Annotated in this window: 23 protein-coding genes and 1 tRNA gene; 10 read left to right on the top strand and 14 right to left on the bottom strand. The window is 67.6% G+C overall.

Going from position 1 to position 20,713, the window contains the following annotated elements; genetic code table 11:
• Positions 1 to 38: 38 nt before the first annotated feature.
• Positions 39 to 1,520 (bottom strand): transglycosylase SLT domain-containing protein, encoded by a 1,482-nt coding sequence (locus ACFWZ3_RS04730; RefSeq protein ID WP_439706634.1) that lies wholly within the window; start codon positions 1,518 to 1,520, stop codon positions 39 to 41.
• Between the two features lie 140 nt (positions 1,521 to 1,660).
• Here ACFWZ3_RS04730 and ACFWZ3_RS04725 point away from each other — a divergent pair, with 140 nt between their 5' ends.
• Genes ACFWZ3_RS04725 through greB form a run of 3 tightly spaced genes read left to right on the top strand, consistent with a single transcriptional unit; the run spans position 1,661 to position 4,919 of the window.
• Positions 1,661 to 3,157, top strand: coding sequence for a helicase HerA-like domain-containing protein (locus ACFWZ3_RS04725; RefSeq protein WP_439706633.1), 1,497 nt, complete (start codon positions 1,661 to 1,663; stop codon positions 3,155 to 3,157).
• Positions 3,157 to 4,416, top strand: a complete 1,260-nt coding sequence (locus ACFWZ3_RS04720; protein WP_439706632.1) for a hypothetical protein — start codon at positions 3,157 to 3,159, stop codon at positions 4,414 to 4,416. Before ACFWZ3_RS04725 ends, ACFWZ3_RS04720 begins: the two co-directional genes overlap by 1 nt.
• A complete protein-coding gene (greB, locus tag ACFWZ3_RS04715; RefSeq protein ID WP_439706631.1) occupies positions 4,413 to 4,919 on the top strand; it encodes a transcription elongation factor GreB in 507 nt (168 codons plus the stop codon). The genes ACFWZ3_RS04720 and greB overlap by 4 nt, the downstream gene beginning before the upstream one ends.
• Here greB and ACFWZ3_RS04710 read toward each other — a convergent pair.
• From ACFWZ3_RS04710 to rimO, 3 genes are all read right to left on the bottom strand, one after another.
• Positions 4,904 to 5,308: a YidH family protein gene (locus ACFWZ3_RS04710; RefSeq protein ID WP_439706630.1), complete on the bottom strand. Its 405-nt coding sequence runs from the start codon at positions 5,306 to 5,308 to the stop codon at positions 4,904 to 4,906. The genes greB and ACFWZ3_RS04710 overlap by 16 nt on opposite strands.
• A 105-nt stretch (positions 5,309 to 5,413) precedes the next feature.
• Positions 5,414 to 6,208 carry a DUF3025 domain-containing protein gene (locus tag ACFWZ3_RS04705; RefSeq protein WP_439706629.1) on the bottom strand — a complete coding sequence of 265 codons (795 nt, stop codon included), beginning with the start codon at positions 6,206 to 6,208 and terminating at the stop codon, positions 5,414 to 5,416.
• Positions 6,209 to 6,214: 6 nt separating this feature from the next.
• The gene (gene rimO, locus ACFWZ3_RS04700) at positions 6,215 to 7,552 is read right to left on the bottom strand and encodes a 30S ribosomal protein S12 methylthiotransferase RimO (protein ID WP_439706628.1); all 1,338 of its coding nucleotides are present in this window, start codon (positions 7,550 to 7,552) and stop codon (positions 6,215 to 6,217) included.
• A 622-nt stretch (positions 7,553 to 8,174) separates the two neighbouring features.
• Between rimO and ACFWZ3_RS04695 the strand changes: the two genes are divergently transcribed.
• Positions 8,175 to 8,843, top strand: a complete 669-nt coding sequence (locus ACFWZ3_RS04695; protein WP_439706627.1) for a dienelactone hydrolase family protein — start codon at positions 8,175 to 8,177, stop codon at positions 8,841 to 8,843.
• Complete coding sequence (locus tag ACFWZ3_RS04690; RefSeq protein ID WP_439706626.1) at positions 8,840 to 9,253, top strand: HIT domain-containing protein; 414 nt, start codon at positions 8,840 to 8,842, stop codon at positions 9,251 to 9,253. Before ACFWZ3_RS04695 ends, ACFWZ3_RS04690 begins: the two co-directional genes overlap by 4 nt.
• Positions 9,254 to 9,313: 60 nt before the next feature.
• Here ACFWZ3_RS04690 and ACFWZ3_RS04685 read toward each other — a convergent pair whose 3' ends face one another.
• From ACFWZ3_RS04685 to apbC, 4 genes are all read right to left on the bottom strand, one after another.
• Positions 9,314 to 9,799 carry a hypothetical protein gene (locus ACFWZ3_RS04685; protein ID WP_439706625.1) on the bottom strand — a complete coding sequence of 162 codons (486 nt, stop codon included), beginning with the start codon at positions 9,797 to 9,799 and terminating at the stop codon, positions 9,314 to 9,316.
• A 94-nt stretch (positions 9,800 to 9,893) separates the two neighbouring features.
• A complete protein-coding gene (gene dcd / locus ACFWZ3_RS04680) occupies positions 9,894 to 10,460 on the bottom strand; it encodes a dCTP deaminase (protein ID WP_439706624.1) in 567 nt (188 codons plus the stop codon).
• 208 nt (positions 10,461 to 10,668) lie between these two features.
• Entirely contained in the window at positions 10,669 to 11,223 is a 555-nt protein-coding gene (locus tag ACFWZ3_RS04675; RefSeq protein ID WP_439706623.1) for an NADPH-dependent FMN reductase, read from the bottom strand.
• Positions 11,220 to 12,314: an iron-sulfur cluster carrier protein ApbC gene (gene apbC, locus ACFWZ3_RS04670; protein WP_439706622.1), complete on the bottom strand. Its 1,095-nt coding sequence runs from the start codon at positions 12,312 to 12,314 to the stop codon at positions 11,220 to 11,222. Before apbC ends, ACFWZ3_RS04675 begins: the two co-directional genes overlap by 4 nt.
• 159 nt (positions 12,315 to 12,473) lie before the next feature.
• On the opposite strand from apbC, the gene ACFWZ3_RS04665 reads away from it, so the two are divergent.
• Positions 12,474 to 12,920, top strand: a complete 447-nt coding sequence (locus ACFWZ3_RS04665; protein WP_439706621.1) for a DUF2147 domain-containing protein — start codon at positions 12,474 to 12,476, stop codon at positions 12,918 to 12,920.
• A gap of 98 nt (positions 12,921 to 13,018) precedes the next feature.
• Here ACFWZ3_RS04665 and panC read toward each other — a convergent pair whose 3' ends face one another.
• The 4 genes from panC to pcnB all read right to left on the bottom strand — a co-directional run bounded on the left by panC (position 13,019) and on the right by pcnB (position 16,711).
• Positions 13,019 to 13,864 (bottom strand): pantoate--beta-alanine ligase, encoded by an 846-nt coding sequence (gene panC / locus ACFWZ3_RS04660; RefSeq protein ID WP_439706620.1) that lies wholly within the window; start codon positions 13,862 to 13,864, stop codon positions 13,019 to 13,021.
• A gap of 20 nt (positions 13,865 to 13,884) precedes the next feature.
• On the bottom strand, positions 13,885 to 14,715 hold the full coding sequence (gene panB, locus ACFWZ3_RS04655) for a 3-methyl-2-oxobutanoate hydroxymethyltransferase (RefSeq protein WP_439706619.1): 831 nt from the start codon (positions 14,713 to 14,715) through the stop codon (positions 13,885 to 13,887).
• A gap of 162 nt (positions 14,716 to 14,877) precedes the next feature.
• Positions 14,878 to 15,360, bottom strand: a complete 483-nt coding sequence (gene folK / locus ACFWZ3_RS04650; RefSeq protein WP_439706618.1) for a 2-amino-4-hydroxy-6-hydroxymethyldihydropteridine diphosphokinase — start codon at positions 15,358 to 15,360, stop codon at positions 14,878 to 14,880.
• A gap of 10 nt (positions 15,361 to 15,370) precedes the next feature.
• Complete coding sequence (gene pcnB / locus ACFWZ3_RS04645) at positions 15,371 to 16,711, bottom strand: polynucleotide adenylyltransferase PcnB (protein ID WP_439706617.1); 1,341 nt, start codon at positions 16,709 to 16,711, stop codon at positions 15,371 to 15,373.
• 182 nt (positions 16,712 to 16,893) lie between these two features.
• Between pcnB and ACFWZ3_RS04640 the strand changes: the two genes are divergently transcribed.
• Together ACFWZ3_RS04640 and fdxA are read left to right on the top strand one after the other, a co-directional pair.
• Positions 16,894 to 16,969, top strand: a tRNA-Glu gene (locus tag ACFWZ3_RS04640).
• A 184-nt stretch (positions 16,970 to 17,153) separates the two neighbouring features.
• Entirely contained in the window at positions 17,154 to 17,477 is a 324-nt protein-coding gene (gene fdxA, locus ACFWZ3_RS04635) for a ferredoxin FdxA (protein WP_439706616.1), read from the top strand.
• 138 nt (positions 17,478 to 17,615) lie between these two features.
• Here fdxA and ACFWZ3_RS04630 read toward each other — a convergent pair whose 3' ends face one another.
• Both ACFWZ3_RS04630 and dapA read right to left on the bottom strand, forming a co-directional pair.
• A complete protein-coding gene (locus ACFWZ3_RS04630; protein WP_439706615.1) occupies positions 17,616 to 18,194 on the bottom strand; it encodes a hypothetical protein in 579 nt (192 codons plus the stop codon).
• A gap of 41 nt (positions 18,195 to 18,235) precedes the next feature.
• A complete protein-coding gene (dapA, locus tag ACFWZ3_RS04625) occupies positions 18,236 to 19,129 on the bottom strand; it encodes a 4-hydroxy-tetrahydrodipicolinate synthase (protein WP_439706614.1) in 894 nt (297 codons plus the stop codon).
• A gap of 162 nt (positions 19,130 to 19,291) precedes the next feature.
• On the opposite strand from dapA, the gene ACFWZ3_RS04620 reads away from it, so the two are divergent.
• Both ACFWZ3_RS04620 and ACFWZ3_RS04615 read left to right on the top strand, forming a co-directional pair.
• On the top strand, positions 19,292 to 19,849 hold the full coding sequence (locus tag ACFWZ3_RS04620) for a glycine cleavage system protein R (protein WP_439706613.1): 558 nt from the start codon (positions 19,292 to 19,294) through the stop codon (positions 19,847 to 19,849).
• 308 nt (positions 19,850 to 20,157) lie between these two features.
• Positions 20,158 to 20,619: a peroxiredoxin gene (locus ACFWZ3_RS04615; protein ID WP_439706612.1), complete on the top strand. Its 462-nt coding sequence runs from the start codon at positions 20,158 to 20,160 to the stop codon at positions 20,617 to 20,619.
• Positions 20,620 to 20,713: the final 94 nt, after the last annotated feature.

Here is a 20,713-nt window from a genome sequence, read left to right as displayed (position 1 = left end):
CCCGCAAGCGGGCTCCTACATTGGATGGAGCCTACTCTTCAGCGCCGACAGGCGGGCAGCCGCAACACCTGCCCTGCGCGGATGCGGTGGTGCTTGAGGTCGTTGAGGTCCGACACCTCGCGCACGTCCGAACAGCCCAGCTTGTGCACGATGCCGAGCAGTGTGTCGCCGCGGCGCACGATGTAGCGCGAGTGCGGATGCACCGTCCGCTTCGGCTCGGGCTTGACCACTTCCGGGACCACGGCCGAATGCAGGTCGTTCGCCAGGATCGGCCATGGGCCATCGACGCAGCGCGAGGCGTAAACGGACTCCAGTTCCTTCGGAACCTGCAGTTGGCTGCCGACCGGCTGTTCGTCCTGCGGGTTGAGGCGCGGGTTGAGATTGCGCAGCGTGCGAAACCAGCCATCGTTCATGCCCTGCGCCGAGCCCATGCAGATGGTCAGCTCGGACAGCGAGGCCGGACGCTTGAGCGTGATGCGCCCCGGCGCACCATCGATCTTCGGGAAGTTCAGGTTGTAGCTGTCCGGATGCAGGAACAGCCACGCCGCGGCCAACACCGCCGGCACGTATTCGCGGGTTTCCGCCGACAGCTGGTTGTAGATCGCCGGGTCGTAGAAGCTCACGCCGGTGTTGCCGTTCACCAGCCGGCGCATGCGCCCCTCGCCGCCGTTATAGGCGGCCAGCGAAAGTTCGAGGTTGTCGTTGAACGCCTTCAGCTGCTCGTCCATGTAGGCCGCATTGGCGCGCGCCGCCTCGGACGGATCGAATCGCGTGTCGAACCCGCTCTGGCTGTTCAGGCCGAAGCGCAGGCCGGTCGCGTACATGAACTGCAGCGGGCCGGCAGCGCCCGAGCGGGACACCGCGTGCACCTTGCCGTGGGACTCCTTGGCCATGATGCCGAACAGCAGCGCCTCGGGCAGGTCGGCCTTGTCGTACTGCGGCCACATCTCGTAGCGCATGTACTGGTAGTTGATCCACGTATCGACCAGGTTCGAGCGCCACTGCGTCAGCCACATTTCCAGCGCGGCCTTGACCGGGCCATTCATGGCGATCAGCTCGGAGAGCTTGTGCCCGCGCAGCAGTGTCACCGCGCGCTGCGCCTGCGGCAACGCGGAGGCGCCACCGGGTCGCCCGGCCACGGCTTCTTCGGGGGCTTCCTCGCCGACCGTTTCCAGGTCATCACCGGCGAAGAAGCTGCCGTCCTTCAGACGCAGCAGGCGATCGAACACCGAGTAGAAGCGCTGCGAGTCGCAGCCGGGCGTGACGCCGCAGCGCGCCGCCGCCTGCTTCAGGCTGTCCAACGCATCCTTCAGGCTCTGCTCCGACGCCTGGTCGTCGCCCTCGCGCGCCTGTTGCAGCGCGGTCTCGTAACCCTTGCTGGCCTGGTCGAGCTGTGTATACAGCGCGTTGACGTCGCCGGAGGCGCGACTGCCGCCTCCGCTGGCGCAGGCAGCGAGCAGGACAAGCCCGGCAGCCAGTGGCGCCAGGCGGAAACGATGAGCAAGAGTAGACAGCGGCATGACGAAAGCTTGACGAAGTGGACACATTCACCTTAGCGCATGCAGCCCTGATGCCAAAACCGCGGCGCCCGCCAGAATCCCCGAACTGCGACCTGCATCCGCTTGGCTACAATCGCGCATCCGACCTGCGGAGTGCCTGCATGACCGACATCCTGATTGGCCGCAACGACACCTCCGAGGTCGCCCTCGAATCGCGCTACGGCAACCGCCACGGCATGGTTGCCGGCGCCACCGGCACCGGCAAGTCGGTCTCGCTGATGGTGCTGGCCGAGGGTTTCTCGCGGCTGGGCGTGCCGTGCGTGCTGGCCGACGTGAAGGGCGATCTGGCCGGCTTGGCCATGGCCGCAAGCGAGCCCGGCGACAAGATCAAGGCGCGCCTGTCGAAACTCCGGCTCACCGACTGGCAACCGCAGGCCGACCCGGTGATTTTCTGGGACCTCTACGGCAAGCAGGGCCACCCGCTGCGCACGACCGTCAGCGAAATGGGACCCACCCTGCTCGGCCGCGTGCTGGAGCTCAACGACACCCAGCAGGGCGTGCTGGAAATCGTATTCAAGCTGGCCGACGACCAGGGCTGGCTGCTGCTTGACCTGGCCGACCTGCGTGCGCTGCTCGCCTTCGCCGCGGACAACACCAAGGACATCGCCACCCAGTACGGCCTGGTCGCCAAGACCAGCATCGGCGCCATCCAGCGCGCACTGCTGGCGCTGGAGCAGGCCGGCGGAGAGAACTTCTTCGGTGAACCGGCGCTGGAACTGGCCGACCTGATGCGCCAGGACATGAGCGGCCGCGGCGTAATCAACGTGCTTGCCGCAGACCAGCTGATCCTCAAGCCGCGCCTCTACACCACCTTCCTGCTGTGGCTGCTATCCGAGTTGTTCGAGCAGTTGCCGGAAGTGGGCGACCAGGACCTGCCCAAGCTGGTGTTCTTCTTCGACGAGGCCCACCTGCTGTTCGACGACTGCCCACCCGCGCTGCGCCAGCGCGTGGAACAGGTGGTGCGCCTGATCCGCTCCAAGGGCGTGGGCGTGTACTTCTGTTCGCAGAACCCGGACGACGTCCCGGAAGACATCCTCGGCCAGCTCGGCAACCGCATCCAGCACGCACTGCGCGCCTTTACCCCGCGCGACCAGAAGGCCGTGCGCGCGGCCGCCGAGACCTTCGCGCCCAACCCGAAACTCGACGTGGCCGACGCGATCGGCCAGCTCGGCGTGGGCGAAGCGCTGGCCTCGACCTTGCGCGAGGGCGGCGTGCCCAGCCCGGTCGAGCGGGTGCTGGTCACCACGCCACGCTGCCGCATCGGCGCCATCACCGACGCCGAGCGCGCGGCGGTACGCCAGCGCTCGCCGGTGGGCGGCAAGTACGACACGGCGGTCAACCGCGACTCGGCCGCAGAAATGCTCGCGCGTCGTGCCGACAAAAAGGCGGTGGACGCCGACACGGTCGCCAACGCACCGTCGCCGGAGCAGAAGGATGGCGCCTGGGGTGGTGCCGTGCACGACGCGCTGTTCGGCACCAGGCGCCGCCAGGGCATGATCGAGACGATGGGCAAGCAGGTCGTGCGCACGATGGGCAGCCAGATCGGCCGGCAGATCCTGCGCGGTGTGCTGGGCGGCATCTTCGGCGGCAAGCGCTGATGCCACGCGTCGCCACCGTCGCAGTCGACACTCCGTTCGGCGAGCGGCTGCGCCAGGGCTTCGGCTACCCGCTGCGCGGCGCCGCGCTCGCCACCTGCGTGGCACTGGCGCTGGCCCACTACGTGGCGTTGCTGCCCGCCTTCGTCGGCCTGCTGGGTGGCGCATTGGTATGGACGGCCACCTGGCGCTACGCGGCCGACTGCATGCAGCACACGGCACACGGCTACGCCGATCCGCCGGACGTCGGCATCGACGGCAGCGACACCGCCGGCTGGGCGCTGACGGCGATCCACCTGTTCGCCGTCGCCTGCGGCGTGGTGGCGGGCGTGTTCTTCCCGTCGATGTTGTGGCCGGTGGTGGTGGTGTTTGCGCTGATCCTGCCCGCGGTGGACATGACCCTCGCCTTCGACGCCAACCTCGCGCTGGCGCTCAACCCGCTGCATCTGGCTCGCGTCGTGGCTGGCTTTGGCAGTGCCTACCTGGTGCCGGTGGCGATCAACCTGTTGCTGGGCGTGCTGGTGGTGGTGGCATCGGTGACCACGGCGATGCTGCCGCGGGTATTGGCGGTGCCGCTGTTCGCCTTCGCCTGCACCTATCTGGTCGTGCTGGCGTTCCATCTGATGGGGGGCATGTTGCACCAGCGCAGCGAGCACTTCGGCATCGAGGCGCATGCCGAGGCGCTGGCCAACGAGGCCGGACAGGACGACGACAGCCGGCTCGCCGTGCACGCCCGCGAGCTGGCCGCCACCGACCCGCAAGCTGCCTTGCGGCTGCTCGCCGGCCGGCTGCAGGACCGCGTCGCGCCGCCGGTGCTGCACGAAACCTATCGGGACCTGATGCGGCAGCAGGGCATGCGCGAGGGTCTGCTGGTGCATGGACAGGTCTGGATCGCCGCGCTGGTGGCCGGCGGCGACGCGCGCAAGGCGCTGCGTCTGGTGCAGGAATGCAGCGAGCTCGATCCGGCGTTCCTGCCCGATGACCCGGCCAATGCCGGCGCGCTCGCCGAAGCGGCCGCCCGGCACGGACTGAACCGGATGGCCGTGCAACTGTGCCGCGGCTTCCTCAAGGCCTGGCCGCGCGACGTCCGCGGGGCGGCCTGCGCCCTGCTGGGTGCCCGACTGCTCGCCGGCCCGCTCGGCCAACCGGTGGAAGCGCTGGTTCTGCTTGGTCGCCTGGGCGAACTTCCGGACAACCATCCGCTCCGACCGGACGTGGAAACGCTCACCGCACAACTGCGCCAGACGGCGGGCGCGGCATGAGCCGCTGGCGTCCACCCGCGCCGTCTTCCACGGCGATCGTGACCCGCGAAGGCTTCGAGCGGCTCAAGGCCGAACTCGATCACCTGTGGCACACGCTGCGGCCTGAAGTGGTCAAGGCGCTGGCGGCCGCCGCGGCCGAGGGCGACCGCTCGGAAAACGCCGAGTACACCTATCGCAAGAAGCAACTGGGCGAGATCGACCGGCGCGTGCGCTACCTCAGCAAGCGCATCCCGCAACTCAAGGTCGCCGAGGGCGCGCCGGCCGATCGGCAAACCGTGTTCTTCGGCGCGTGCGTCGAGCTTGAAAATATCGACAGCGGCGATACCGTCCGTTACCGCATCGTCGGGCCGGACGAGACGGACGCCAAGCGCGGATGGATCAGTATCGATTCACCGCTGGCCCGCGCGCTGATCAAGAAAAAGCTCGACGACGAGTTCGAGGCCGAGTTGCCTGCAGGCCCCACGCGCTTCGCCGTCGTCGCGGTGGATTACACGTCCGGCTGAGAGCTGAGCGCCGCCAGTTCCTGCCCCACGTAGACCACCAGGAACAGGCCGAGCAGCACCAGGATCGCCGCCAGCAGCTTCTCGCCCACCGGGCCGGCGTAATCCTCCATGCGCTCGTGCGCGATGTCGCGGCGGTTCCGCAGGAAGCGCGCCGAGGCGAGCAGGATGATCAGCGCGCCGAACACGATCAGCAGCAGGCCGACCCACTCGGTCAGGCGCAGGTGCAGATGCAGCTTGTGCGCCGCACGCGAGGCGTTCTGCGAGGCGTAGGTGATGAACAGATCGAAGCGTTCGACCAGGAAGCCGAACGCCATCACCGCGATCGCCGTGCGTACCCATGCCAGGTAGGTGCGTTCGTTGGCGGCGTGGTCGTTGAAGCGTGGGATCACGCGGGCGCTCCACCGTGCGGGAGCGCCACTGTGCCGGCAGGGGCGTCAAGGGGCCGTGGGGCACGAGTCGCGTGGGAGTGGGCCGCGCGATGGTAGTCCATGCTCCTATTCCCTCAGCGGCTCTGGATACACCCGTCCCACGCGCAAGGGCCGGTAACAGGCTGCTTCCCGATGAAACGCCTCGCTCGCGTTCCCCTCGTGCCAGCCCGGAATCCCCGACAACGGCAACGGCCGCAGCTCCTGCGGATCGCGCAACAGGCGCCCCTGCGCGATCGCTTGCGCCACCCGCTCGCAGGACGGCCCTTGCCCGATCACCGCGATCGCCTTGCCGACCAGCAGGCGGTCCGGCGTCAGCGCGTGTTCGAGCAACGCATGCCCGAACACCACAAGCTCCAGCGAACCGTCCAGCCACGCGTCGCGACGGCGCCAGAACAGGCCGTGCCAGTCGTGCGCATCCCACAAGGCCAACAGCGTGGGATCGCGCAGCGCAAGGATCACGCCCGCCTCATCGAAATGCGTCAGCGCGCACTGCGGACGGGTGCGGCTCTTTGGGCCGACCCGCGCGATCTCGATCACCTGCTGCGCGTTGAGCGCCCGCTTGAGCGGGGCGTGGTGAAGCCACGCCAGTGCATTGAACAGGTCGTGCCAGTTGCGCTCGCGGGTGGCGATGACGCCGGTTTCGGCAATGCGCTGCTCGTAGTGACGGCCATCGGCCAGCAACTCGTGTGTCTGCGCCACGAAGCGCTCGCGCGAGCTGGCGGGCCAGCGCGCATTCAAGGCGTCGAGCGTGGGCCAGTCTGTTCCATGGAGCAGCTCTGCGAACTCGGCCCATCCGGTCAACGGCGGCCGCCCGAACACGGCCGGGTCGACCGCCTCGCGCGCCGGCGCAACGTAGCGCATGGACGGCTACACGACCTTCAGCAGTGGCTGCGCCAGGCGCGCGTGCAGGTCGTGCTCGTCCGCCCCCTCGACCACCACCTGCACGAACTGGCCCGGCTTGAGCGCCTGGCCGTCGGCGATGTGCACCACGCCGTCGATTTCCGGCGCATCGGCCGCCGAGCGCGCCACCGCGCCCTCGGCGCCGGCCTCGTCGACCAGCACGGTCAGCGTGCGGCCGAGCTTGCGTTGCAGCTTGGCCGCGGAGATCTCCGCCTGGACGGCCATGAAGCGCTCGAGGCGGTCTTCCTTGAGTTCCTCGGACACCGGGTCGGGCAATTCGTTTGCCCGGGCGCCCTCGACCGGCGAGTAGGCGAACGCGCCCACGCGATCGAGCTCGGCCTCGCGCAGGAAGTCGAGCAGTTCCTCGAACTCGGCGTCGGTCTCGCCGGGGAAGCCGACGATGAAGGTGCTGCGCAGGGTGATGTCCGGCACCGCCGCGCGCCAGTTGCGGATGCGCTCGAGCGTCTTGTCGATGTTGCCGGGCCGCTTCATCAGCTTGAGGATGCGCGGGCTGGCGTGCTGGAACGGGATGTCCAGGTAGGGAAGGATCATTCCCTCGGCCATCAGCGGCATCACCTCGTCCACGTGCGGGTACGGGTAGACATAGTGCAGGCGCGTCCACACGCCGAGCTCGGACAATCCCTGGCACAGCTCGGTCATCCGGGTACGGTAGGCCTTGCCGCGCCACTCGCGTTCGGCGTACTTGAGGTCCACGCCGTAGGCGCTGGTGTCCTGCGAGATGACCAGCAGTTCCTTCACGCCGCCCTTGACGAGTTTCTCTGCTTCGAGCAATACCTGGTCGACCGGGCGCGAGACGAGATCGCCGCGCATCGAGGGGATGATGCAGAAGCTGCAGCGGTGATTGCAGCCTTCGGAAATCTTCAGATACGCGTAGTGCTTGGGCGTCAGTTTGATGCCGGTGTCCGGAATGATGTCCAGCAACGGATTGCGCTGCGGCGGCAGCGCCGTGTGCACTGCGCTCATCACGCTGGCGTAGTCCTGCGGGCCGCTGATCGAGAGCACTTCCGGATAGGCCTCGCGGATCAGCTCCGAGCGCTTGCCCAGGCAACCGGTGACGATCACCTTGCCGTTCTCGTGCAGCGCCTCGCCGATGGCATCCAGCGACTCCTGCACCGCCGCGTCGATGAAGCCGCAGGTGTTGACCACCACTGCGTCGGCCGCCTGGTAGCTGGGCACGATCTCGTAGCCCTCGACCTTCAGCTGGGTGAGGATGCGCTCGGAATCGACCAGCGCCTTGGGGCAGCCGAGGCTGACGAAACCGATCTTGGGAGAAGCCTGCGACATGGAGTGCTACCGGGAGAGTGCTGGGTAAACAGGCAATTATAGGGGAACGGGAACGGCGGGATGCCACGTCCCCGAACCTTCCCCCGCGAATGCGGGGGAAGGTTCCGACAGGCGGATGGGGGCGCTTTTGGGCGTGATATCCGGGTGATTTCCCGCAAGGCTTCCCCCATCCGCCCTTCGGGCACCTTCCCCCGTCAACGGGGGAAGGATCACGGCGCTCGCAGACGCAGATGAAATGCCCGACACGTCGCGTGCATCGCACACCCGAGCCTTCCCCCGCGAACGCGGGGGAAGGTGCCGACAGGCGGATGGGGGCGCTTTTGGGCGCGATGCACAGGATGAGCCTTTCGCAAGACCTCCCCATCCGCCCTGCGGGCACCTTCCCCCGTCAACGGGGGAGGGATCACGATGCACCGCAGACGCCGAGGAAAGGCCCGACTCGTCGGGTGGCATCACGCACTCGATCCTTCCCCCGTGGACGGGGAAGGATCGAAACAGCCGCCATGCCCCTTCAACACGACGACGACCAGCCCCGCGGCAATCTACATGTTCCCTGTTCTCCGTTCCCTGCCCGATACAATTCGGCCCCACCCACTCGCCGCCGCCCCACAGGAGCACCACCATGGGCCAGTCCATCAACATCCCTACCAGCGGCACGCAATGCATCGGCGGCTATCTGGCCAAGCCGGAGGGCAAGCCCAAGGGCGGCGTGGTGGTGATCCAGGAGATCTTCGGCGTCACCGCGCACATCCGCGACTTGGCGGATCGCTTCGCGGCGGCCGGCTACACGGCGATCGCGCCGGCGTTCTTCGATCACCTGGAAAGCGGCCTGGAGCTTGCCTACGACGACAGCGGCATGCAGCGCGGCAAGGCGCTGGTCACCGAACTGGGGCTGGAGCGTGCGGTCGAGGATGTCGCCAGCGCCGCCGAGGCGATCGCCTCGGCCGGGCGTATCGGCACCGTCGGCTTCTGCTGGGGCGGCACCGTGGCGCTGCTGTCGGCGCTGCGGCTGGGGTTGCCCTCGGTGAGCTATTACGGCGCGCGCAACCTGCCCTTCCTGGGCGAAACGCCCAAAGCACCGGTGATGTTCCACTTCGGCGAGCGCGACAGGAGCATTCCGCCCGAAGCCGTGGCCAAGCACCGCGAACGGTTGCCGCAGATGGACGTCTTTACCTACCCGGCAGGGCACGCGTTCAACCGTGACCATGATCCGCACTACGAAGAAGCCAGCGCCAAGCTGGCCTGGCAGCGCACGATGGCCTTCTTCGACAAGGAACTGGCAGGCGCATGAGCATCGGATTCGAGCTCGACCCGCGCCTTGCGGCCGACACCGTCCCGGTGGCTCGACTGGACCTGTGCGAGGTGCGGCTGGTGAACGACGCTCGCTTCGCCTGGCTGGTACTGGTACCGCAGCGCGCGGGGCTGGTGGAAATCGCCGATCTCACGCCATCGGAACGGACACTGCTGTGGCATGAAGCCGACCGCGCGGGTGCTGCCCTGCGTGTGGTGGCTCCGTGCGACAAGCTCAACCTGGGCGCACTGGGCAACATCGTGCGCCAGTTGCATGTGCATGTGGTGGCGCGTTGCGAAGGCGATGCCGCGTGGCCAGGGCCGGTGTGGGGCAGCGGCCCCGCCGTTCCCTATGCAGAGGACAGGCGGGACGCCCTGCTCGACCGCCTGCGCGAGACACTGTCCTGCTGACCCCGACAGGCCTGTAGAAGCCCACTTACGGGCCTCTACAGGCAAAGCCGGCACGTGGCTTCAGTACTGCTGGTCGGTACGACCGGACGCGTCCTTGCCCTGAAGTTCGTCGTTCATCTTGACGGGGGCGTGGTAGTCCTCAAGCGCACGGGCCTTGGTCTCGACCGGATTGATCTTCTTCAGCTCGCCATCGTCGTCGTAATAAACGGCGAAACCGTAGTCGAGCACCATGCGCGCCATGAACTGCAGGTGCGCCTTGCGGATCTTCGAATCGTCGCTCGGCAGCAGCAGCACGGTTTTGGGCAGCTTGCCGACATCCTTCAGGTAGGCGAAGTGGCTGCCGGTATCGAGCGCGGAAAGCACCGCGCCGTCAACCAGGAACTGGCCGCTCTTGTAAGCCTTGAGGGTGGTATCGAACTCGTTCTGCGCCTTGGCCATGGCGGCCTGTTCCTTGACGCTGTTGCCGTGGCAGCCGCCCAGCACCAGCAGGCTGCCCAGCAGGAGCGCGGCGCCAGCGCGGTGGAACATCGTGGTAAAGCGGGTCATGGGGATCTCCTGGGTCGAACCTGGGAACAGGCGCAGTGTAGCGCCGGGCAAAGAGGCCCCGGCCGCTCCTGGCCGGCGCGATTCAGGCGGCCGCTCAGGTACGCGGCAGGGTCACGCCCTGCTGGCCCTGGTACTTGCCGCCGCGGTCCTTGTAGCTGGTTTCGCACTCCTCGTCGGACTCGAGGAACAGCATCTGCGCAACACCTTCATTGGCGTAGATCTTGGCCGGCAACGGCGTGGTGTTGGAGAACTCGAGCGTCACGTGGCCCTCCCATTCCGGCTCCAGCGGCGTCACGTTGACGATGATGCCGCAGCGCGCGTAGGTGCTTTTGCCCAGGCAGATGGTGAGCACTTTGCGCGGGATGCGGAAATATTCGACCGTGCGCGCCAGCGCGAATGAGTTGGGCGGGATGATGCACACGTCCGCCTCAATGTCCACGAAACTGGTCGGATCGAACGCCTTCGGGTCGACGATGGTCGAGTTGATGTTCGTGAAGATCTTGAACTCGCGCGCGCAGCGCACGTCGTAGCCGTAACTGGACGTGCCGTAGGACACCAGCTTGTTGCCCTCGCGCACCTTCACCTGGCCTGGCTCGAACGGCTCGATCATGCCGTGCCCTTCGGCCATGCGGCGGATCCACTTGTCGGACTTGATGCTCACGCGGCGCTCCATCGGTCGCCCGGCTGCCGGGCGCAAAGCGGGGAAAATACACGGTTGGACGGCGCGGGCGCCAGCCTGCCCCGGCGGTTGGCAGGGCCGGTGCCAGCCTGGACATGGCGGTCGCGCACAGCTGCGGTCCTACAGGGAACCCACGACCAGCGGAAGCCATTTGCAGGAGCGCACCTGTGCGCGACCGCCAACCCCGGCGCTACCTGGGCGCTCCGACGGCGAGCGCGTGCTCCAGTGCCAGCAGAAGCGAACGCAACTCGGCGCAGCGCTCCGGGCTTGCCAATACATCGCCACGATTGCAACCGGCGCCCGGCAGCGCCACCGTGCCGCACGCGCCGCCAAGCACGCGCGCCGACATCGTGCGCAGGATTTCCTCCAGCGCATCCTGCGCATGGTGCGAACCGCGCCCGGACGCATTGAGCAGTGCCACCGGCTTGCCGGGGAATTCCAGGCTACCGACCAGCCAGTCGAGCAGGTTCTTGAAGGCGCCGGGGACGCCATGGGCGTATTCCGGGCAGGCGATCAGCAGCGCGTCGGCCTGCCCGACCGCTTCACGCAGCGCCAGCACTTCGGGCGGCAGGGCAAGCGCCTCGACATCCGGATTGAACAGTGGCAAACCGCCCAGGCCGCCGTAGAACACCAGCTCGAGCCCGGCCGGCGCCAGCACCTGCGCCGCCTGCAACGCCGCGGTGTTGGTCGAGCGCCGGCGCAGGCTTCCCGAAAAACACAGCACCCGCCTGCGGGGTGTGTTCATGCCGACGGCGCGTTCTGCACCACAATCTTGCCCAGCCCCAGCGACTTGTTGCGCGGCTGGCGCGAAAGCCGGCCGGCGGCGTTGCGCGCGATCTCGCGGTAGCGCGCGGCCAGGTCCGAGTCGGGCATGGCCGCCACGGTCGGCGTGCCGCCGTCGGCCTGTTCGCGGATACGGATGTCCAGCGGCAACGAGCCGAGGTACGGCACCGCATAGGTGTCGGCCATGCGCGCGCCACCGCCTGCGCCGAACACGTGCTCCTCGTGGCCGCAGTGCGAGCACACGTGGGTGGACATGTTCTCGACCAGGCCCAGAACCGGCACTTCGACCTTCTCGAACATCTTCAGCGCCTTGATCGCGTCGAGCAGCGCGATGTCCTGCGGCGTGGTGACGATCACCGCGCCGGCCACCGGCACCTTCTGCGAGAGCGTGAGCTGGATGTCGCCGGTGCCGGGCGGCAGGTCGATCACCAGGTAATCGAGCATGTCCCAGCGGGTGTCGTTGAGCAGTTGCATCATCGCCTGGGTGACCATCGGTCCACGCCAGATCATCGGCGTCTCCGGATCGACCAGGAAGCCGATCGACATCGCCTGCAAGCCGTGCGCTTCCATCGGCGTGATGCTCTTGCCATCGGGCGACTGCGGCTTGCCCTCGATGCCCAGCATGCGCGGCTGGCTTGGCCCGTAGATGTCCGCGTCCAGCACACCGACCCGCGCGCCCTCGGCCTTGAGCGCCAGCGCGAGATTCGCCGATACCGTCGACTTGCCCACGCCGCCCTTGCCGGAGGCGACCACGATGATGTTCTTGACGTTCGCCAGCGGCGCCAGCACGCCCTGCACCTTGTGTGGGTGGATGCGACTGGCGATCGACACGCTGGCCGCCTCGATCGCCGGGTCGGCTTCCAGCGCCTGGCGCACGCGCGCGGCCAGTTCGTCGACCACCGAGGCGGCCGGGTAGCCCAGCTGGATGTCCACCGACACCCGTGCACCGTCGATGCCCACCGCTCGCACCGCATCGGCCACGGGTGCGCCGGTATGTGGGTCGACCAGGTCGCCCAGCAACTGGCGCACGCGCGTCTCGTTCACTTCGTTCATGGGGAAAACTTCTAGGATTCGCAGGCCGCCCATTATGCCAGCCGCGGCCCCTGCCCCGGCTGATGCAGGTCAGCCGGCAGGCGTTGCGCAACGCAGCTTGACGGCCCCGCGGCGGCTCGCCAGTCTGCGCACCGTACGCTTTCGTACGGGAGGGCAACCATGAAGCAACTGTTCCGCCTTGCGCTGGCCGCCGGCCTGCTGTTCGGCAGCGCCGCCGTCTACGCCGCCAACGACACCCCGGTCGGCACCTGGAAAACCATCGACGACGAAACGGGCAAGGCCAAATCCATCGTGGAAATCACCGAGCAGAACGGTGAGCTGCAGGCCAAGGTGCTCAAGGTGCTCCAGTCGGACGAGGGCCCGAACCCGACCTGCCGCAAGTGCGACGGCGAGCGCAAGGACAAGCCGGTCGAAGGCATGGTGATCATGTGGGGCGTCACCCGCGACGGCGATGTGTGGGACGGCGGCAAGATCCTCGATCCGCACAACGGCAAGACATACAAGGTCAAGCTGAGCATGCTCGACGGCGGGCAGAAGCTCGACGTGCACGGCTACATCGGCTTCGCCCTGCTCGGCCGCAGCCAGGTGTGGGAGCGGCAGGAGTAAGGTCGCAACCGGTAGGAGCCCGCTTGCGGACGATGCCCTTGGCACGCCCGCGAGAAGCGCGTCGCCCGCAAGCGGGCTCCTACACGTGACATGGCATGTCAATCAAACAGCAGGTTGTCGATCAGCCGCGTGTTGCCCAGGCGCGCTGCGATCAGCGCCACCAGGCCCTGCCGCTCGTCGTCGCCCGGTTCGGAAAGGTCCTCGGCGCGGCGGATCATCGCGTAGTCCGGGTCGAACCCCGCACGCTCCAGCGTGGAGGTGGCGACCTGCTCGATCACCTTGCGCGCGTGGCCCTTCTCCAGCAGCTCGCGCATCTTCAGCAGCGTCTGGTGGATCTGCGGTGCCAGCGCGCGCTCGCCCACGGACAGGTACTGGTTGCGCGAGCTGAGCGCCAGGCCGTCGTCCGCACGAAGCGTGGGCGCGCCCACCACCTTCAGCGGCAACGCCAGGTCCCGCACCATCCGCTCGATCACCTTCAGCTGCTGGAAATCCTTCTGGCCGAACACGGCCACGTCCGGCTGCACCAGGTTGAACAGCTTGCATACCACGGTGGCCACGCCGTCGAAATGGCCGGGCCGGTGCGCCCCTTCCAGGGTGTCGGTGACACCGGGCACGTGCACGCGCACGCTTTGCTCCGCACCGAACGGGTAGAGGGTGGTGACATCCGGCGCAAACAGCAGGTCGCATTCCATCTCGGCCAGGCCGGCCTGGTCCTGCGCCAGGGTGCGCGGGTAGCGCTCGAAATCCTCGCCGGGTCCGAACTGGGTCGGGTTGACGAACACGCTCGCCACCACGCGATCGGCGCGAGCCCGCGCCAGCTTGATCAGCGAATGGTGCCCTTCGTGCAGGTTGCCCATGGTGGGCACGAAGCCTACGGTCTGGCCCTGGCCTCGCCAGCCGCGGATGGTCGCGCGCAAACCGGCGGCGTCTTGCACTGTCTGCATGGCGTGCGCTCCCGAAAGGATCAATCGAAGCAGTGTTCCGGCGCCGGGAAGGCACCGCTGCGCACATCCGCCGCGAAGGCCGTGATGGCGTCGGCCACAGAATTGCGGCCGGCGAGAAAATCCTTGCTGAACTTGGGTCGTTTGCCTGGCGTGATGCCGAGCATGTCGTAGATCACCAGCACCTGGCCGTCGCAGTGCGGACCGGCGCCGATACCAATGACGGGAATGTCCACGGCACGGGTGACCCGTTCACCCAACGCGCTGGGCACGCCCTCGAGCACCAGCAGGTCGGCACCGGCCGATTGCACGGCGAGCGCCTCGGCAAGCACGCGATCGGCGGCCTCCTGCTCGCGACCCTGGATGCGGAAGCCGCCGAATTTGTGCACCGACTGCGGCGTCAGGCCCAGGTGCGCGCACACCGGAACGGCGCGCGCACCCAGGGTGGCGATGGCATCGAGGACATGCGGTGCCGCGCCTTCGATCTTCACCGCCGCCGCGCCCGCCTCGCCAACCAGCCGTGCGGCCGCTTCCAGCGCATGCGCCACGTCGCGGTCGGCCATGAATGGCAGGTCGGCAATCAACAACGTGGACTGCAGGCCGCGCGCCACCGAGCGGGTGTGATAGGCGATGTCATCGAGCGTCACCGGCAGCGTGCTGCGGTGACCCTGCACCACCATGCCCAGCGAATCGCCGACCAGCGCGATATCCACGCCTGCAGCTTCGATCTGCCAGGCTAAACTGGCATCGTAGGCGGTCAGCATCACGATCCTGCGTCCCTGCGCCTTCATCGCGCGCAGGCCCGGCACGGTCACCGGCTTGCGAGCGGGCACGCTGGCGTTGTCCACGTACACGGCAGTTCCTTTGGGATGGGCGAGCAGGCGATTATCCGGCCCCCGGTCCGGCAGGCCAAGCACGGGCACCGGAAACGGCGGGGTGGGCTTCGGCCCACCAGCGGAACCGCGCCACCGGCGCGGGTTGGTTTTCCACTGTGGAAGGCTCGGTTCAAGCCCATCCTACGGGTCGACGGTGCAGCCGGACCCGTCGATGGCGGCCAGCAGGGCTTCCACCCTGCCCTGCCCCGGCAATTCCAGGCCGGGCGCCAGGTCGGCCAACGGCAACAGCACGAAGGCGCGTTCGGCGATCCGGGGATGCGGCAGGGTCAGGCGCTCGTCGTCCACCGCCGCGCCTTCCATGTACAACAGGTCCAGGTCCAGCGTACGCGGCCCCCAACGCTCGCCATCGCGCACGCGGCCGGCGCCGCGCTCGATCTCCAGCAGTGCATCGAGCAGCGCGTGCGGCGCAAGCCCCGTTTCCAGCTCCGCCGCGGCATTGAGGAACGTTGGCTGCTCGCGCAGCCCCCACGGCGGCGTGCGGTAAAAGCGCGAATACGCCACCAGCCGCGTGTGCGGCAGCGCGTCCAGCGCATCGAGCGCCTTGCGCAAGGCAGCACGTGTGTCGCCCAAATTGCCGCCGAGCGCGACGAAAGCCCGCGTCATGCGCGTCGGATCAGGCCGAGCCCGACTTGCCCGACGGCTTGCGCCGCCGACGCTTGCGCGGCGCGGCGCCAGGCACACTGGCCGCCTTGCCGTTGCTGGCCGGCAGGGCGGCCGCCAACATGTCCTGCGGCAACTGCTGCGCGTGCGCCCACCATTGACCCAGCTCGCGCAGTGCGGGGGATTCGGACGCACGCAACAGCAGGAAGTCGAACGCGGCCCGGAAACGCGGGTGCGCCATCAGCCTGAACACGCGCTTGCGGTGGACTTCTTCGAAGCGCGGCTGCAACGACCAGATCTCTTCCATGGTGATGGTGAAACGGCGCGGAATCGCCACGCGCTGGCACTGTTCGCCCACTACCTGAGCGGCAGCGCGCGACCAGGCCTCGCTGCCATCGGCGCCCTTGGCCATCCAGGCGTGCGCAAGGTCGCGCACCTCGCCCCACAGCAGCACCGCGAACAGGAACGCCGGCGTCACCGACTTGCCTTCGGCGATGCGCTGGTCGGTATTGGCCAGCCCCTGCTCGATCAGCGAACGCAACGCCTCGTCGCCGCGCCTGAGCGCGCGCGCGGTGGCCGGAAAAAGGAACTTCAGCAGGCCGCACTTTTCCAGCATGCGGAAGCTCTTCAAGCCGTTGCCGGCCAGGAACATCTTGAGTGACTCGTCGAACAGGCGTGCCGGCGCCGCGTCGCACAGCAGCGGGCCCAACTCCTCGAACGGTGCGGACGCCTTCGGGTCGATGGTGAAACCGAGCTTGGCCGCCAACCTCGCTGCGCGAAGCATGCGAACCGGGTCTTCGCGATAACGCGTGGCCGGGTCGCCGATCAGGTGCAGCACGCGGTTCTGCAGATCCTGCATGCCGCCGACGTAGTCGCGCACCGAGAAGTCGCTGATGTCGTAGTACAGCGCGTTGACTCGGAAATCGCGGCGCACCGCGTCCTCCTCGATGCTGCCCCACACGTTGTCACGTACGATCAGTCCATCCACGATGTGGCGGTCGCCTTCGGACGCATCGTCCTCGCCGGTGCCACGAAAGGTAGCCACTTCGATGATTTCCGGTCCGAACACCACGTGTGCCAGGCGGAAGCGGCGACCGATCAGGCGGCAATTGCGGAAGAGCTTCTTTACCTCGTCCGGCGTGGCATTGGTGGCCACGTCGAAATCCTTTGGATGGCCACCGAGCAGCAGGTCGCGCACGGCGCCGCCGACCAGGAAGGCGTCATAGCCGGCGTCGTGCAGCCTGTAGAGCACGCGCAGCGCGGCCTTGCTGATGTTCTTGCGGGAAATCACGTGCTGCTCGCGGGGAACGATCGCGGGCACGGGCGTGACGGAAGTCCTTGCTTCTGGGTTCAAGCGGTCTGGGTCCTTGGCGGCGCACGGCGCCGATGCACAAATCGCCGCGCAACGCGCTGCGGTCCGTCCGCGCGGCGGCTTCGGGTGCCGGCGCGGCTGTTCCGGACGGCGCGCGAAGAACTCTTCACGAGGCATTGCCGGGCGAAACAATTCCGCTATACTAGCGCGCCTCGCAGCTCTGCGCTCCCTTCGTCTAGTGGCCTAGGACACCGCCCTCTCAAGGCGGGAACACGAGTTCGAACCTCGTAGGGAGCGCCATTAATTCATGCAATCGTCCATGATTGCCGCAGTCGGGCCAGCGAGCGGTAACTTGTAGTTTGGCCATCTCCGGCCAGATCAGAAGCGGCCATCCATGGCCGCACTCTTCACAAGAGCCGCGCCCTGGCTGGTACTCTCAGAGCCGCCTGGCGTACTTCTCTACAAGCCGACCAAAGCCGCTCCCATGACCTTCGTCGTTACCGACAACTGCATCAAGTGCAAGTACACCGATTGCGTCGAGGTCTGCCCGGTCGACGCCTTCCACGAAGGCCCGAATTTCCTGGTGATCAATCCGGACGAGTGCATCGACTGCACCCTGTGCGAGCCGGAGTGCCCGATCAACGCGATCTATCCGGAAGACGACGTGCCGGCCGGGCAGGAGCAGTTCGTGGCGATCAATGCCGAGCTGTCGCGCGACTGGCCGGTGATCACCGAACGCAAGGACGGCCTTCCTGACGCCAAGGAGTGGGAAGCCAAGCCGGACAAGCTCAAGCTGCTGGAGCGCTGAGCTGCTCGCAAGCGTGTCCATCAACGCCGCCTTCGGGCGGCGTTTTCGTGCCGGTCGCGCTCGCCTTGCAGGAGCAGGGCTCGCACGTAAAAACGCCGCCCTGGGGCGGCGTCTGTGTCGGAGCGGATGAACCGGCGATCAACCGCCGAGTTTCGCCTTCAACGTATCGACCACCTTTGCCACGGCGGCGGCCTGCCCCTGCGCACGCACTTCGCTGGCGTTTCCGCCGCTGGCAGTGACGCTCACCTGCACCTGGCGCGAGGCCTTGCCGGCCGTCGCGGCGTCGCCCTTGCCGTTGCGATGGAACAGGCGGCTGAAGAAGCCGCGCTTCTTGGCCGGCGCCGCGGTCACGTTGACCGTGTACGTGTGCGCGGCATCGTCCTTCGCGGTGACCTGCCCCAGGCTACCCAGCACTTCGCCGACCCGGCGATAGGCGTTGTCGGCACTGTCAGGCATCACGAAGCCATCGGCGATCGTGCCGCCGATGCCACCGACGTCAGCGGTGACGCCCTCGGAGGTCGGGTTGTTCGCACCCTGCGGCGGGATCACCAGGGCATCGCTTGCCGGCGGTGTGTCGAGGCCCGGCGGGATTTCCAGCGGCGATTCCTGACGCGCCGTCTCCCAGGCCTTGTGCGAGCGGAGCATGCCGCAACCGGAAAGCAGCAGGCCGCTCAGGACCAGGGCCGGCAGGGTGACGACGAGCGAACTTTTCTTCATGGAATGTTTTTCCGTAGAGGGATCAAGCGGCAGCCGGAGGATCAGGCGGCGGCCACCAAGGATGCCAGAGCGGACAGCGCTTCGTGCAGGCGCCTGCGGTCCGCACCATCGGCCAGTTCGACCAGCGGCAGCCGTGGCCGCGCCGAACCGAGCCCCAGCGCCGGCAGCATGGCCTTCACCGCGATCGGGTTGGGCGCGCAGTTGAGCGCCTGCACCAGCGGATCGAGCCGGTCGTGTGCGCTCCCGGTCGCTTCGCGATCGCCTGCCGTGGCCGCATCGCACAGCGCTCGGAACGCCTGCGGCACCAGGTTGACCACCACCGAAACGGTACCGGCCGCGCCGGCGAGCATGGCCTTGCCTGCCGTGCCGTCGTCGCCCGACAGGTAGACGAAATCCGTGCGCGCAAGTTCCGCAAGCGCGTGGATGCGCTCGTCGCTGGCGACCGCCTCCTTGATGCCCACAATGGCCGGATGGTCGCGCAACTGCGCCACGGTTTCCGGCAGCAAGTCGCAACCGGTGCGCGTGGGCACGTTGTAAAGCACTACCGGCAGGCCGCCGTGCTCGGCCACTTCCAGGAAGTGCCGGCGCAGCCCTTCCTGGGTCGGGCGCACGTAGTAGGGCGTGACCACCAGCGCCGCGTCGGCACCCAGCGAAGCGGCCCTGCGCGTCTGCGCCACGGTGCTTGCGGTGGCGGCCTCACCGGTGCCGGCGATGACCGGCACGCGGCCGGCGACCCGCTCGACGACGAACGCCAGCAAGCGGTCGAATTCGTCGTGCTGGAGCATGTGCGCTTCACCGGTCGAGCCGGCCACCACCACCGCCTGGGTGCCCCCGGCGAGCTGGTAGTCGAGCAGCCGCCCGAAGGCCGTCAGATCGAGCGAGCCATCGGCGGCAAACGGTGTCGCCAGCGCGCAGATGCTTCCACGAATATCCAAGACGCGACTCCGGCTTGAAGGCAAGCAGGGGATGGTACCGGCGGCCCGTGCGCAGGGGAAGGGACAGGCCGCGAGCCACCGGCCCCCCTGCGTTTTCTGAGATGTCCTGAGCTAAGCTGATCGGGTTCCGCATGGCGGAAACCCCTGACAGGTAGCCCTCCCTTGAACCGTCCCTCCGCGCGCGCCGGCAACGACAACCAGCTGCTGATCCACACGCTTACTCCGGCGTCGCGCGCGCCGCTGCTCACGCTGACCAAGCGCATCGCCGACGCCGGCTGCAGCCTGGCCGACGCACGCGTGTCGACCATCGGCAACGACACCTCGCTGCTGATGCTCGCCGCTGGCGCGTGGGACGCTATCGCGAAGCTGGAAACCGCATTGGCCAAGCTCGGCCGCGACGAGGAACTGCGCCTGTCGCACTACCGCACCGGCCCGCGCGAGCAGAACGCTTCGCTGCTTCCCTACCTGGTCGAAGTGGTGGCGGCCGACCGCCCCGGCATCCTGGTGAAGGTGGTGGAGTTCTTCAGCCGTCACGACATCCGCGTCGAACAGCTGAGCTCGATGCGCTACCAGGCCATGCAGACCGGGGCGCAGATGTTCCAGGCGCAGATCACCATCGGCATTCCCTCCCAGATCCACCTCGCCACCTTGCGCGACGATTTCCTGGAGCTGTGCGACGGGCTCAACCTCGACGCGATCATGGACCCGGTCAAGTTCTAGGCTCGCCGGTAGCTCGCTTGCGTCGAGCAGTCTGCGCAACCGCGACGATCGCGCGTAGGGTGGGCTTCAGCCCACCATTTCAACGTTTCGCGGAGCGCCGGTAGGCTGAAGCCCACCCTACGAAAACTGTACGCCACCCCGGGGTGGATGACCCGCCCGATCGCGCGCAGCCGTGTCGTCGCGGGAAGCGCCAAGCATCGCGCGAGATGCCTTCGTCGACAACCCTGTTGCATGCCAGCGCGGGCGCGCTAGTCTTCGCCACAAGGCGCGCGGTGCGCCTGTTCTTCGACCGACCTCGCGGAGACCCCATGCCCGAAATCGGCAAACCGATTCCCCCACTGATCGGCACCACCGGCGACGACACCGAGCTCGCGCTTTCCGAACTCAAAGGCCGCTGGGTGGTGATCTACTTCTACCCGAAGGATTCCACTCCCGGCTGCACCACCGAGGCGCAGGACTTCCGCGACCTCTACGACGACTTCAGGAAACGCAACGCCGAGATCGTCGGCGTCTCGCGCGACTCGGTGACCTCGCACGCCAACTTCGCCGACAAGCAGGCCCTGCCCTTCCCGCTGATCGCCGACACCGATGAAACCTGGTGCAAGGCATTCGACGTGATCCACGAGAAGATGCTCTACGGCAAGACCCACCTGGGCATCGTGCGCAGCACCTTCCTGATCGATCCCAAAGGCCATCTCGCGCAGGAATGGCGCGGCGTGAAAGTCCCGGGCCATGCCCAGGCTGTACTGGACGCCATTCCCGCCAAGTGAAGCCCCTCCAGACCTTCGAGCGTTCCCTTTGCACGGTGCTGAACCGTGTCATCCGGCGGCCTGTGACCCTTCGGTCCAGGCCGCTTTTCTTTGG

It is taken from the genome of Frateuria sp. GZRR35 (genome assembly GCF_051900415.1).
In the GTDB taxonomy this organism is placed as follows: domain Bacteria; phylum Pseudomonadota; class Gammaproteobacteria; order Xanthomonadales; family Rhodanobacteraceae; genus Frateuria_A.
Note: the sequence above shows the minus strand (reverse complement) of the source record. Positions and strands in the feature narration are given on the sequence as shown.

What these genes read in the sequence shown, in the direction of transcription:
- rimO (WP_439706628.1), bottom strand. Translation starts at nt 7,552, where the DNA reads ATGTCGCAGGCTTCTCCCAAGATCGGTTTCGTCAGCCTCGGCTGCCCC.
- apbC (WP_439706622.1), bottom strand. Translation starts at nt 12,314, where the DNA reads ATGAACGAAGTGAACGAGACGCGCGTGCGCCAGTTGCTGGGCGACCTG.
- ACFWZ3_RS04675 (WP_439706623.1), bottom strand. Translation starts at nt 11,223, where the DNA reads ATGAACACACCCCGCAGGCGGGTGCTGTGTTTTTCGGGAAGCCTGCGC.
- ACFWZ3_RS04730 (WP_439706634.1), bottom strand. Translation starts at nt 1,520, where the DNA reads ATGCCGCTGTCTACTCTTGCTCATCGTTTCCGCCTGGCGCCACTGGCT.
- panC (WP_439706620.1), bottom strand. Translation starts at nt 13,864, where the DNA reads ATGCAGACAGTGCAAGACGCCGCCGGTTTGCGCGCGACCATCCGCGGC.
- fdxA (WP_439706616.1), top strand. Translation starts at nt 17,154, where the DNA reads ATGACCTTCGTCGTTACCGACAACTGCATCAAGTGCAAGTACACCGAT.
- ACFWZ3_RS04630 (WP_439706615.1), bottom strand. Translation starts at nt 18,194, where the DNA reads ATGAAGAAAAGTTCGCTCGTCGTCACCCTGCCGGCCCTGGTCCTGAGC.
- ACFWZ3_RS04725 (WP_439706633.1), top strand. Translation starts at nt 1,661, where the DNA reads ATGACCGACATCCTGATTGGCCGCAACGACACCTCCGAGGTCGCCCTC.
- ACFWZ3_RS04705 (WP_439706629.1), bottom strand. Translation starts at nt 6,208, where the DNA reads ATGCGCTACGTTGCGCCGGCGCGCGAGGCGGTCGACCCGGCCGTGTTC.
- ACFWZ3_RS04690 (WP_439706626.1), top strand. Translation starts at nt 8,840, where the DNA reads ATGAGCATCGGATTCGAGCTCGACCCGCGCCTTGCGGCCGACACCGTC.
- ACFWZ3_RS04665 (WP_439706621.1), top strand. Translation starts at nt 12,474, where the DNA reads ATGAAGCAACTGTTCCGCCTTGCGCTGGCCGCCGGCCTGCTGTTCGGC.
- ACFWZ3_RS04720 (WP_439706632.1), top strand. Translation starts at nt 3,157, where the DNA reads ATGCCACGCGTCGCCACCGTCGCAGTCGACACTCCGTTCGGCGAGCGG.
- ACFWZ3_RS04685 (WP_439706625.1), bottom strand. Translation starts at nt 9,799, where the DNA reads ATGACCCGCTTTACCACGATGTTCCACCGCGCTGGCGCCGCGCTCCTG.
- greB (WP_439706631.1), top strand. Translation starts at nt 4,413, where the DNA reads ATGAGCCGCTGGCGTCCACCCGCGCCGTCTTCCACGGCGATCGTGACC.
- ACFWZ3_RS04615 (WP_439706612.1), top strand. Translation starts at nt 20,158, where the DNA reads ATGCCCGAAATCGGCAAACCGATTCCCCCACTGATCGGCACCACCGGC.
- ACFWZ3_RS04695 (WP_439706627.1), top strand. Translation starts at nt 8,175, where the DNA reads ATGGGCCAGTCCATCAACATCCCTACCAGCGGCACGCAATGCATCGGC.
- folK (WP_439706618.1), bottom strand. Translation starts at nt 15,360, where the DNA reads ATGACGCGGGCTTTCGTCGCGCTCGGCGGCAATTTGGGCGACACACGT.